Source organism: Phycicoccus elongatus Lp2 (assembly GCF_000367525.1).
Classification (GTDB): Bacteria; Actinomycetota; Actinomycetes; order Actinomycetales; family Dermatophilaceae; genus Phycicoccus_A; species Phycicoccus_A elongatus.
This window is the reverse complement of sequence record NZ_HF570956.1, coordinates 1,158,437-1,169,736: the sequence shown is the minus strand read 5'-3', so window position 1 is coordinate 1,169,736 and position 11,300 is coordinate 1,158,437. Positions and strand designations below refer to the sequence as shown.

The 11,300-nt window shown below is 68.3% G+C and carries 11 protein-coding genes; 9 read left to right on the top strand and 2 right to left on the bottom strand.

The window, feature by feature from the left end:
- Positions 1 to 79 precede the first annotated feature (79 nt).
- The 3 genes from BN10_RS05595 (at position 80) to arc (ending at position 3,978) form a co-directional block, all read left to right on the top strand.
- The gene (locus BN10_RS05595; RefSeq protein WP_010850219.1) at positions 80 to 1,153 is read left to right on the top strand and encodes a site-2 protease family protein; all 1,074 of its coding nucleotides are present in this window, start codon (positions 80 to 82) and stop codon (positions 1,151 to 1,153) included.
- A gap of 36 nt (positions 1,154 to 1,189) precedes the next feature.
- Positions 1,190 to 2,194 (top strand): tRNA (adenine-N1)-methyltransferase, encoded by a 1,005-nt coding sequence (locus BN10_RS05590; protein WP_010850218.1) that lies wholly within the window; start codon positions 1,190 to 1,192, stop codon positions 2,192 to 2,194.
- Positions 2,195 to 2,322: 128 nt separating this feature from the next.
- On the top strand, positions 2,323 to 3,978 hold the full coding sequence (arc, locus tag BN10_RS05585; RefSeq protein WP_010850217.1) for a proteasome ATPase: 1,656 nt from the start codon (positions 2,323 to 2,325) through the stop codon (positions 3,976 to 3,978).
- Positions 3,979 to 4,000: 22 nt separating this feature from the next.
- Here arc and BN10_RS05580 read toward each other — a convergent pair whose 3' ends face one another.
- Together BN10_RS05580 and BN10_RS05575 are read right to left on the bottom strand one after the other, a co-directional pair.
- Entirely contained in the window at positions 4,001 to 4,351 is a 351-nt protein-coding gene (locus BN10_RS05580; RefSeq protein ID WP_010850216.1) for a DUF3054 domain-containing protein, read from the bottom strand.
- Positions 4,348 to 5,340, bottom strand: a complete 993-nt coding sequence (locus BN10_RS05575) for a ribose-phosphate diphosphokinase (protein WP_010850215.1) — start codon at positions 5,338 to 5,340, stop codon at positions 4,348 to 4,350. The genes BN10_RS05580 and BN10_RS05575 overlap by 4 nt, the downstream gene beginning before the upstream one ends.
- Before the next feature lie 92 nt (positions 5,341 to 5,432).
- On the opposite strand from BN10_RS05575, the gene dop reads away from it, so the two are divergent.
- The 6 genes from dop (at position 5,433) to BN10_RS05545 (ending at position 11,283) form a co-directional block, all read left to right on the top strand.
- Positions 5,433 to 6,953: a depupylase/deamidase Dop gene (dop, locus tag BN10_RS05570; protein WP_010850214.1), complete on the top strand. Its 1,521-nt coding sequence runs from the start codon at positions 5,433 to 5,435 to the stop codon at positions 6,951 to 6,953.
- 78 nt (positions 6,954 to 7,031) lie between these two features.
- On the top strand, positions 7,032 to 7,220 hold the full coding sequence (locus BN10_RS05565; RefSeq protein WP_010850213.1) for a ubiquitin-like protein Pup: 189 nt from the start codon (positions 7,032 to 7,034) through the stop codon (positions 7,218 to 7,220).
- Positions 7,217 to 8,044, top strand: a complete 828-nt coding sequence (gene prcB, locus BN10_RS05560) for a proteasome subunit beta (RefSeq protein WP_010850212.1) — start codon at positions 7,217 to 7,219, stop codon at positions 8,042 to 8,044. Before BN10_RS05565 ends, prcB begins: the two co-directional genes overlap by 4 nt.
- On the top strand, positions 8,041 to 8,853 hold the full coding sequence (gene prcA, locus BN10_RS05555; RefSeq protein WP_010850211.1) for a proteasome subunit alpha: 813 nt from the start codon (positions 8,041 to 8,043) through the stop codon (positions 8,851 to 8,853). The genes prcB and prcA overlap by 4 nt, the downstream gene beginning before the upstream one ends.
- Positions 8,850 to 10,244 (top strand): Pup--protein ligase, encoded by a 1,395-nt coding sequence (gene pafA, locus BN10_RS05550; RefSeq protein ID WP_010850210.1) that lies wholly within the window; start codon positions 8,850 to 8,852, stop codon positions 10,242 to 10,244. The genes prcA and pafA overlap by 4 nt, the downstream gene beginning before the upstream one ends.
- An 88-nt stretch (positions 10,245 to 10,332) precedes the next feature.
- Positions 10,333 to 11,283 carry an FKBP-type peptidyl-prolyl cis-trans isomerase gene (locus BN10_RS05545; RefSeq protein WP_040750970.1) on the top strand — a complete coding sequence of 317 codons (951 nt, stop codon included), beginning with the start codon at positions 10,333 to 10,335 and terminating at the stop codon, positions 11,281 to 11,283.
- Positions 11,284 to 11,300 lie beyond the last annotated feature (17 nt).

Here is an 11,300-nt window from a genome sequence, read left to right as displayed (position 1 = left end):
AGTGAGGACGAACACCCAAGTATGCCGCCCGGAGCCGGCGGCCCCGCAGGGCATTTCACCGGCACATAGGGTTTGGGACATGACCGACCCCTCGAGAAGCCCATCGGCCGGGCTGCGGATCGCGTCGATCGCCGGCGTGCCCGTCTATCTGGGCTGGTCCTGGTTCGCGCTGGCCGCCGTCATCACGGTCGTCGTGGGCAGCGGGGCGGGCGCGGTGGGCTATGTCATCGGCCTGGTGTATGCCGTGGTGCTCCTCCTCGCCGTTCTCGCCCACGAAGGGGCGCATGCCCTGATGGCGCGCCGGCTCGGGCTGGTGGTCCATCGCGTCGTCGCGGACTTCCTCGGGGGCCACACGGCCTTCGACTCGCGCGCGCTCACTCCCGGGCGAGCGGCGGCTGTTGCGGCGGCCGGGCCCCTGACCAACCTGCTCCTGGCCTTGGTCGGGTGGTTGGGTGCCCAGGCCGTGCAGGGGACGATGGCCGGGCTCGTGCTGGGCGGTATCGGTTGGGTCAACCTGCTGCTGGCCCTGTTCAACCTTCTGCCGGCGCTGCCCCTGGACGGTGGACAGATTCTCGAGTCGCTGGTGTGGGGGGTGACCGGACGGCGGGCGAGCGGTCTGCTCGTCGCAGGCTGGGCCGGCAGGGTGCTCGCTGTGCTGATCGTGCTCTGGGCAGTGGGCCTGCCCCTCGTTCAGGGTCGCACCCCGGATCTGATCCGCATCGTGTGGGCCGGATTCATTGCCTCCGTCATCTGGCGAGGTGCCGGGCAGGCCATCGCCAGCAGCCAGGCCCGAGCCGCCTTGGAGGGTCGCACCATCGATCAGGTGGCTCGACCGGTCACCGTGATTCCCGGCAGCCTGCCCGTCGGCTCGCTCGGTCCGACACCCGGCATTCCCCTCGTGCGGGAGGGCGGTCGTTACCTGCTCCTCGGCTCACCCGGTGAGGGAGTGACCGTCCCGCCCGACACCCCCGTCTCGGCACTGGGAACGGCGCTGCCCGAGGGTGCCGTCGTGGAATCCGCACCCGGCGACGAACTCGTCCCCGCCCTCACGACGATGCAGTCGTCGAGGTCGTCGGTGGTGGTGCTCACCGATGGGGGCCAACCATGGGCAATCGCCATCGCTGATGACCTCAACACCCTGCTCGGGTCCTGACCGGGCGGCCGCGGAGGCCAACTAGACTCGCGCCCCATGACCGCCATCGGTGCCGACCTGCGCCGCGGACCCTTCGGCGAGGGCGAGCGCATCCAGTTGACCGACCCCAAGGGACGCCTGCACACCATCACCCTCGGGGCCGGGAAGCAGTTCCACACGCATCGGGGTTACCTCGCTCACGACGACCTCATCGGGGCGCCCGACGGGTCGACGGTCAAGAACACGGCGGGTGTCGAGTACCTCGCGCTGCGGCCCCTGCTGTCGGACTACGTGATGTCGATGCCGCGAGGCGCCGCGGTGGTCTACCCCAAGGACGCCGGTCAGATCGTCACCATGGCCGATGTCTTCCCGGGCGCGGTCGTGGTGGAGGCCGGCGTCGGGTCCGGTGCCCTGTCGATGAGTCTGCTGCGGGCCGTGGGCGAGGAGGGGCGGGTCCACTCCTTCGAACGACGTGCCGACTTCGCCGACATCGCTATGGCGAACGCGCGGGCCTTCTTCGGCCTCGACCACCCCGCCTGGAGTGTGACGATCGGAGATCTCGTCGAGGAACTGCCCGAGGTCGTCGAACCGGGGACCGTGGACCGTGTCGTGCTCGACATGCTCGCGCCATGGGAGTGCCTCGACGTCGTCGCCGACGCGCTCGCTCCCGGCGGCGTGCTCATCTGCTACGTCGCCACGGCCACGCAACTGTCCAAGGTCGCCGAGGCGATGCGTGACAAGGGCGCCTTCACCGAGCCCAACGCCTGGGAGTCACTGGTGCGTGGGTGGCATCTCGAAGGTCTGGCCGTGCGGCCCCAGCACCGCATGCACGGACACACCGGCTTCCTCATCACCACCCGCCGGCTCGCGCCGGGCGTCACTCCGCCGCTGCGCAAGCGCCGCCCCGGTGGTGGCTATGACGTCGAGGTCGACGAGGTGGAGGCCTGGTCACCCGAAGCGTTGGGGGAGCGGATCCCGTCCGAGAAGCGCGTTCGGCGCGTGCGGAAGACGGTGACGGCAGGTCGGGTCACCACGACAGTGACCGAATCGTCACCGTCGTGATCCTTCCCACGGCCTGAAACCTCCTGCTCTCCCGCCACGTTGGGGGTTACTGTCAAGTGAACCGGGTCGAACCTGACCCGGTGGCGCGACCACCACGGCGCGTGCACGGCATACCTCAGGAGGCGTTTGTGTCGGACGCGACCAGCCCCACCACCCCCGCGCGGCCCGACGACGAGGTGCTGCGCCTGCGCAGCCAGGTGAGCACCCTCAACAGCCAGAACGAGCGACTCGTGCGCACCCTGCGGGACGCCCGCTCCCAGATCGTCACGCTGAAGTCGGAGGTGGACCGGCTCGGCCAGCCGCCGGCCACCTACGGTGTCCTCCTCGAGACCTTCGCCGATGGCACGGCCGACATCATGACGGCAGGCCGCAAGATGCGCGTCGCCGTGAGCCCGGCGCTCGCCACCGACGATCTCGAGATCGGCCGGGAGGTCATGCTCAACGAATCCCTCAACATCGTGGCGGTGCACCGCTTCGAGGTGGCCGGCGAGGTCGTCCTGGTCAAGGAACTGCTGGACCAGGACCGGGTCCTGGTCCTGGCGCACGCCGACGAGGAGCGGGTCGTGCGGATGGCCAAGCCGCTCATCGACACCCCGGTGCGGGTCGGTGACGCGCTCCTGCTGGAGCCGAAGACCGGTTTCGTCTTCGAGCGGATCCCGAAGTCCGAGGTGGCCGACCTCGTGCTCGAGGAGGTGCCGGACATCTCCTATGAGGACATCGGGGGCCTGAGCGGTCAGATCGAGATGATCCGCGACTCCGTCGAGTTGCCCTACCTGCACCCGGACCTCTACGTGGAGCACCAGCTCAAGCCGCCCAAGGGGGTCCTTCTCTACGGCCCGCCCGGGTGTGGCAAGACGATGATCGCCAAGGCGGTCGCGGCGTCCTTGTCGCGCAAGATCGCCGAGAAGGAAGGCCGCCCGGAGGGCAAGAGCTACTTCCTCAACATCAAGGGCCCCGAACTGCTCAACAAGTATGTCGGTGAGACCGAGCGACACATCCGTCTCATCTTCCAGCGGGCTCGCGAGAAGTCCAACGAGGGTTACCCCGTCGTCGTCTTCTTCGACGAGATGGAGTCGCTCTTCCGAACTCGCGGCTCGGGTGTGTCCAGCGACGTCGAAACCACGATCGTCCCTCAGCTGCTCGCTGAGATCGACGGGGTCGAGGGGCTGGAGAACGTCATCGTCATCGGGGCCTCCAATCGAGAGGACATGATCGACCCGGCCATCCTGCGACCCGGTCGCCTCGACGTGAAGATCAAGATCGAGCGACCGGACGCCGAAGCGGCCCGTGACATCTTCGCCAAGTACCTCACCGCCGACCTGCCGCTGCACGCCGATGACCTGGCCGTCCACGGTGGGGACGCGGAGGCAACCGCCAACGCCATGATCGACGCTGTGGTGGCCCGGATGTACTCCGAGGAGGAGGAGAACCGATTCCTCGAGGTCACCTATGCCGGTGGCGACAAGGAGATCCTCTATTTCAAGGACTTCAACTCCGGCGCGATGGTCCAGAACATCGTCGACCGCGCCAAGAAGTCAGCGATCAAGGACCTGCTCACCACCCACCAGCGCGGCCTGCGCGTCGAGCACCTGCTGCAGGCCTGCACCGACGAGTTCCGCGAGAACGAGGACCTGCCCAACACGACCAACCCCGACGACTGGGCGCGCATCTCCGGCAAGAAGGGGGAGCGGATCGTCTACATCCGCACCCTCATCAAGACCAAGGAGGGTGGCACCGAGCACGGGAAGTCGATCAACACGGCCAACACCGGGCAGTACCTCTGACCGCTGTGCTGAGCGCCATCGGTCAGGCCCCGACGAGACCGGCGATCGCCCGCCACCCCAGGAGCAGCACGGAGAGCACGGCCGTGGCCACGAGCACGAAGGACCAGGCCACACCCTGGGCGAAGACAAGGCGCAGACCCATGCCGACCACGACCGTCGCCGCGACCACGACGAGCCCGAAGGGGACGGACCGCGGTGCCAGATCGGTGAGCCCGGCGGCGAGCAGCCAACCGGCCGCCGTTCCGCACAGGAAGGGTCCGGCCGTCTGGAACAGGCCGGTGAGGGAGAGGCCGTGCTCGTGACTGCGCCGACCGAGAAAGGCGAAGAGGAGAACCAGAGCCGCGTCGGCGAGAACCGGCAGCAACCGCGTCATGCGTCCGCCCGATCGAAGAGGGAGCGCTGGCGTGGGGGCGCGTGGGTGGGGTCGACCCCGTCGAAGAGGCTCGAGATCGACTCGCCCTCGTGGATGCGGGTGATGGCCTCGGCGAAGAGCTTGCTCACCGATCGCACCTTGAGTTCTGGCCAGGCCGCGGGGGCCGGCACGGTGTCGGTCGTGACGACCTCGCTGATCAGGGGGTGTCCGCGAAGTTTGTCGACGGCCTTCCCGGCGAAGAGGCCGTGGGTGCAGGCCACTGCGGCTTCGGAAACGCCCTGCTCGGCGAGTTTGTCCATGAGTTCGACGATCGAGCCGCCGGTGGCGATCTCGTCGTCGAGCACGATGGCCCGCTTGCCGACGACATCGCCGACGATCGAGTCGATGACCACACGGTCGTCACCGAGCCGCCGCTTGGAGCCGGCCGCCACGGGAAGTCCGAGGAGTCGGGAGAACTGGGTGGCGTCCTTGGCATTGCCCAGGTCGGGGGACACGACCACGCAGTCGGTGAGGTTCTGCTCGCGGAAGTGCTCCGCGAGGACACCCAGGCTGGTCAGGTGATCGACCGGGACCGAGAAGAAGCCGTGCACCTGGGGAGCATGAAGGTTCATCGTGAGGACCCGGTGAGCGCCGGCCGTCGAGATCAGGTCCGCCACGAGTCGACCCCCGAGGCTGATCCTCGAGGCGTCCTTCTTGTCCGAGCGGGCGTAGGCGAAGTGCGGGATGACGGCGGTGATCTGCGAGGCAGAGGCTCCCCTGGCCGCGTCGATCATGAGCAGCAACTCCATCAGCGAGTCCTGCGTGGGAGGCACCAGTGGCTGCACGATGTAGACGTCACGTTGACGGCAGTTGGCCAGGAGTTGGGCCTGCAGGCAATCGTTGCTGAAGCGGCTGATCGCGGTGTCGGACAGGGTGACGCCCAAGTGGTCACAGATGCTGGTGGCGAGGGCCGTGTGGGCGTTGCCCGAGAAGACGACGACATCGCGCATGGGGTCAGCCTAGGGGAGCGGTCGGCCTGCTCTGGCGGCCAGCGACATTCCCCGTGGCGGCCGGATGCTGCGGCATTGCGTAGCCTTCCGGCATGAGTGTGCGGCGGGTCATGGGCATCGAGACGGAGTACGGCATCTCGGTGCCGGGGGCACCCTCGGCCAACCCGATGGTCCTCTCGGGAGACGTCGTGACCACGTATGCCGCGGCGCGCGGCATCCGGCGGGCGCGGGCGTCGTGGGACTACGCCGACGAGGCCCCCCTGCGCGATGCCCGAGGCTTCGACATGGGGCGTGGCACGGCCCATCCCAGCCAGCTCACCGACGAATGGGCCGACGACCCGACAATGGCCAACGTCGTCCTCACCAACGGCGCTCGGCTCTATGTCGACCACGCCCACCCCGAGTACTCCTCGCCGGAGGTGACGACGCCGCGCGACGCGATCCGCTGGGACCGCGCCGGGGAACTCATCATGCGTGAGGCGGTCGCTCGACTGGCGTCCCTGCCGCCGGGTGTCAACCTTTACAAGAACAACACCGATGGCAAGGGGCAGTCCTACGGGACCCATGAGAACTACCTGATGTCGCGGCGGACCCCGTTCCTCGACATCGTCAAGCACCTCACGCCGTTCTTCGTGGTCCGACAGATCCTGTGTGGTGCAGGGCGTGTGGGCATCGGGGTGGACAGTCGCACCAACGGTTTCCAGTTGGCGCAACGCTCGGATTTCTTCGAGACCGAGGTGGGACTCGAGACCACGCTGAAGCGGCCGATCATCAACACCCGGGACGAGCCGCACGCGACAGCCGACCTCTATCGTCGGCTGCACGTCATCATCGGCGACGCCAACCACTTCGACGTCGCCAACCTGCTCAAGCTCGGCACGACCAGCCTGGTCCTCGGAATGATCGAGGATGGCTGGCTCCAGCGGGACCTCACCCTCCAGCAGCCGGTCGCGACCCTCCAGCGCATCTCGCACGATCCCACGCTCCGGGCCCGGGTCACCCTGGCGAGCGGCCAGGAGCTGACCGGCCTGGACCTGCTGGAGGTGTATCGCGACGAAGCCCAGGCGTGGTTGGACGCCCGCCATGGCGGCGCGCTCGACCCCGACACCGCCGAGGTCATGCACTGGTGGGGCACCACCCTCGACCGACTGCGCCGCGACCCGATGGAGGCGCGCGGCGAGGTCGAGTGGGTCGCCAAGCTCGGCCTCCTGGAGGGCTATCGCTCCCGAGATGCTCTCGGCTGGGGAGATCCGCGACTCAAGGCCGTCGACATCCAGTGGTCCGATGTCCGGGCCGAGCGCGGACTGGCGCATCGGTTGGCCGCCACCGGTCGGATGACCCGCCTCGTCGACGAGGCGGCAGCGGCCGAGGCCATGACGCGCGCGCCCGGGGACACCCGGGCCTGGTTTCGGGGGGCATTGCTCGAGCGCTTCCCCGACGAGGTGGTCGCTGCTTCCTGGGACTCGGTGATCGTCGAGGTCGCGGGCCAACGGCAGCTGCAGCGGATCCCGCTCATGGAGCCGCTCAAGGGAACCCGGGATCAGGTGGGTGACCTCGTCGAGTCCAGCACGTCGATCGGTGAGTTGCTCACGCGACTCAGCGCACCGGCCTGACCACCGCCGTGGACCGAGCGACTAGGCTCGGTGGTGTCGACGACCGATCGCGGTCGTCACGGAGGCAGGAGGCGACCGATGGCCGGCCAGGAGCAGATCAAACGTGACCGTCGCGACGACGGGCCGGACGACCTGCCCGAGCTTGGTGCGTCCGCCCCGGCCGGCCAGACCCACGACGTCGACGACCTGCTCGATGAGATCGACGGGGTCCTGGAGTCCAACGCCGAGGAGTTCGTCAAGGGTTTCGTCCAGAAGGGCGGCCAGTGACCTCGCGACACGACGGCGGTCGCCTCCCCGCGGCATACCTGACGTCAGGTTCTTCGTCCTTCCACGACTTCCTGCGTGCCCACGCCCCCGAGGTGCTGCCGAGCGGGCGCCGACTGCCGAGCGGCGCGAGCATCGACGCACCGCACGGCACCACCATCGTGGCGATCACCTTCGACGGTGGGGTGCTGATGGCGGGGGACCGACGGGCCACGATGGGCAACATCATCGCGAACCGCGAGATGGAGAAGGTCTTCGCCGCTGACGAGTTCTCCACCGTCGGCATCGCCGGAACCGCCGGTCTGGCCATCGAGTTGGTGCGCCTCTTCCAGGTCGAGTTGGAGCACTACGAGAAGATCGAGGGCACGTTGATGTCTCTCGAGGGCAAGGCCAATCGCCTGGCCTCGATGATCCGAGGCAACCTCGGCATGGCCATGCAGGGGCTGTCGGTGGTGCCGATGTTCACCGGGTACGACGTCGACCTGCGCCTGGGCCGGATCTTCTCCTATGACGTCACCGGCGGCTGCTACGAGGAGCACGATCACCACAGCGTCGGCAGCGGCTCGCTCTTCGCGCGGGGAGCGATGAAGAAGCTCTTCCGGCGTGGCATGACAGGCGAGGAGGCACTTCGGGTCGCGGTCGAGGCCCTGTGGGATGCGGCGGACGACGACAGCGCCACCGGAGGGCCGGACCTCGGCCGACGGATCTGGCCGACGGTGGCCCGGATCGACACCGACGGGGTGCGGTTCGTCGAGGACGATGCCGTCGCGGCGGTGGTCGATGCCATCGTGGCTTCTCGCTCCGGCAACCCGGGAGGTGCGCGATGAGCCAGATGCCCTTCTACGTCTCGCCCGAGCAGTTGATGAAGGACCGGGCCGACTTCGCCCGCAAGGGCATCGCCCGTGGCCGCTCGGTGATCGTGGCGTCGTGCACCGAGGGCATCCTCTTCGTGGCCGAGAACCACTCGCGGACCCTTCACAAGGTCTCGGAGATCTACGACCGCATCGGTTTCGCTGCCGTCGGGAAGTACAACGAGTTCGAGAACCTTCGGGTCGCGGGAGTCAGGTATGCCGATCTGCGCGGCTACTCCTACGACCGCTCCGATGTGTCGGCGCGGGGACTGGCGAACGCCTACGCCCAGACCCTCGGGACCGTCTTCACCCAGGAGTCCAAGCCGTACGAGGTGGAGATCGTGGTCGCCGAGGTCGGGGTCGACGTGGAGGCCGACCAGCTCTATCGGCTGACCTATGACGGGTCGGTTGCCGACGAGCGGGCCTTCGTCGCCATGGGCGGCGCTGCGGAGCTCATCGAGGAGGGCCTCAAGGAGGACTGGAACCCCACCCTCGGGCTGGCCGAGGTGCTGCGCCTGGCGGTCGGCCTGCTGGGCCGCGACCCGGCCGGGGGAGCAGCTCGTGAGTTGACCGGGGACCAATTGGAAGTCGCACTCCTGGACCGCAACCGACCACGACGGACCTTCCGACGCCTCGGTGGCGACGGCCTGAGCGGGCTGCTGACTCCGGGTCCTGGTCAGGTCGTGGAGGCGGACCGGTCCGAGGTGCCCGGCGACAGCCCGCGTGCGGTGGCCACCAACCCGCAGACACAGCGCCCGCACCAGGACGGCGACGGCGGCGCATGAGCGCCCACGCCCGCCGGATCTTCGGGATCGAGACCGAGTTCGGCATCACCTGCACCTCCGGCGGGCAGCGCACCCTGACCCCCGACGAAGTGGCCCGCTACCTCTTCCGGAAGGTGGTCGCGTGGGGGCGGTCGAGCAATGTTTTCCTCGGCAACGGCTCACGCCTCTATCTCGACGTCGGTTCGCACCCGGAGTATGCGACGGCCGAGTGCGACTCACTGCGCCAACTCGTGGCCCATGACCGCGCCGGTGAGCAGATCGTGGAGTCACTGGCTGTCGATGCCCAGGCCCGGCTCGCGGCCGACGAAGTGCGCGGGGAGATCTACGTCTTCAAGAACAACACCGACTCCGCGGGCAACTCGTATGGCTGCCACGAGAACTACCTGGTCCGTCGCGGGGGCGACTTCGGTGCCGTGTCCGACGGCCTCCTGCCCTTCCTGATCTCACGCCAACTCATCTGTGGCGCAGGCAAGATCGTTCACACCAGCAAGGGCGCGACCTACGCCCTCAGCCAGCGGGCCGACCACATCTGGGAGGGCGTGTCGTCGGCGACGACCCGGTCGCGGCCCATCATCAACACCCGCGACGAGCCCCACGCCGACGCCGAGCAGTATCGACGGCTGCACGTCATCGTCGGCGACTCCAACATGAGCGAGACCACCAACCTGCTCAAGGTGGGGTCCGCCGACCTCGTCCTGCGGATGCTCGAGTCCGGGGTGCCCCTGCGTGACCTCAGCCTCGAGGTGCCGATCCGGGCGATCCGCGAGATCAGTCACGACCTGACCGGCCGCAGGTCGGTGCGGTTGACCTCGGGTGAGACCATCTCCGCGCTCGACATCCAACGTGAGTACCTCGGCCGCGCCAAGGCCTTCGTCGCCGCCGAGGGGGCGCACGATCCCCTCCACGACACCGTCCTCGACCTCTGGGAGCGAACGCTCGACGCGGTCGAGAGTGGCGACCACGCCAAGGTCGACACCGAGATCGACTGGGTCATCAAGAAGCGGTTGATCGAGGAGTATGCCGCCCGCCACGGCCTTGGCCTCGAGGATCCGCGTCTGGCCCAACTCGACCTCGCCTACCACGACATCCGTCGCGACCGAGGGCTCTTCCACCTGCTCTCGCGTCGGGGCCGGGCGGCACGCGTCGTCACCGACCCGGAAGTCTTCCGGGCCAAGACGGTGGCGCCCCCCACCACTCGCGCGGCGCTTCGTGGCCGGTTCATCAAGGCGGCCCAAGAACATCGGCGCGATTTCACGGTGGACTGGGTGCACCTCAAGCTCAACGACCAGGCCCAGCGCACCGTGCTCTGCAAGGACCCCTTCCTGGCCGAGGATGCGCGTGTCGACCGGCTCATCGAGGGCATCGAGGCGGCGGCCGCACCGTTGGCCTGATCGGGTGGGGATCGCGCGATTTCCGGTCCGCACAGGGCACGAGGTTATGGTGGGCGCAGTTCATGCCCCCTGCGAAAAGGTTCTCTCCGTGCGTGCACCACGTCGTCCGGTCCTTGCTGCGCTCGTCGTCGCAGCATCCCTGAGCATCACCGGTTGTGCCTCGTCCACCGCGTCGGGCTCGGTCCTCGATGCGGTCAAGATCGAGGGGTCCGACCCGGCTGCCGCGCCGACCGTGGCCATCTCCAAGAAGCCTCTCAAGGCGACAGCCTCTGTCTCCAAGGTGCTCAAGGAGGGCGATGGTGCCGCGGTGACCAAGGACGACATGGCGTCCGTCAACGCGCTCATCGTCAACGGCACCTCCGGCAACACGGTCGACAGCACCTGGGACACCAAGACACCGGTCGGCATCGACCTGAGCCACGAGGCGCTCTTCCCGGCCCTGCGCACCCAGTTGCCGGGCAAGAAGGTCGGCAGCCGAGTGCTGATCGTGGCCCCGCCCAAGGACGTCTTCGGCACCGAGGGCAACTCAGCGGCCGGCCTCAAGGGGACCGACACCGTCGTCATGGTGTTGGACATCCTGGGGGCGACCAAGCCTCTGGCGGAGGCCAAGGGCGAAGCCGTCGCGCCGGTCGAAGGCCAGCCGACGGTCGAGTACAAGGGCCCCAAGGAGCCCTCGGTCGTCACGATGCCGGCCGGGGCAGCAGCCCCGACGAGCCTTATCGTTCAGCCCCTCATCGCCGGCACCGGCGCGGAGTTGACCCAAGGCCAGACCGTGCGGGTCAACTACACCGGGGTGCTGTGGAAGGACGGCAGCGTCTTCGACTCCTCGAGCACGCGTGACCCCGGCTACTTCGAGTTCCAACTCGGTGGGGGCAACGTCATCTCGGCGTGGGACAACGGACTGAAGGGGCAGAAGGTGGGGTCGCGGGTCATGCTCATCGTGCCCCCGGCCGACGGTTACGGAGCCACCGGCAGCCCGCCGAAGATCGCAGGCGACGACACCTTGGTCTTCGTCGTCGACATCCTCGCCGCCTACTGACACACACGACGTCCGAC

Excerpts from the sequence above, each read along its gene's own strand:
- BN10_RS05595 (WP_010850219.1), top strand. The coding sequence starts at position 80 with ATGACCGACCCCTCGAGAAGCCCATCGGCCGGGCTGCGGATCGCGTCG.
- BN10_RS05590 (WP_010850218.1), top strand. The coding sequence starts at position 1,190 with ATGACCGCCATCGGTGCCGACCTGCGCCGCGGACCCTTCGGCGAGGGC.
- BN10_RS05580 (WP_010850216.1), bottom strand. The coding sequence starts at position 4,351 with ATGACGCGGTTGCTGCCGGTTCTCGCCGACGCGGCTCTGGTTCTCCTC.
- BN10_RS05575 (WP_010850215.1), bottom strand. The coding sequence starts at position 5,340 with ATGCGCGATGTCGTCGTCTTCTCGGGCAACGCCCACACGGCCCTCGCC.
- dop (WP_010850214.1), top strand. The coding sequence starts at position 5,433 with ATGAGTGTGCGGCGGGTCATGGGCATCGAGACGGAGTACGGCATCTCG.
- BN10_RS05565 (WP_010850213.1), top strand. The coding sequence starts at position 7,032 with ATGGCCGGCCAGGAGCAGATCAAACGTGACCGTCGCGACGACGGGCCG.
- prcA (WP_010850211.1), top strand. The coding sequence starts at position 8,041 with ATGAGCCAGATGCCCTTCTACGTCTCGCCCGAGCAGTTGATGAAGGAC.
- pafA (WP_010850210.1), top strand. The coding sequence starts at position 8,850 with ATGAGCGCCCACGCCCGCCGGATCTTCGGGATCGAGACCGAGTTCGGC.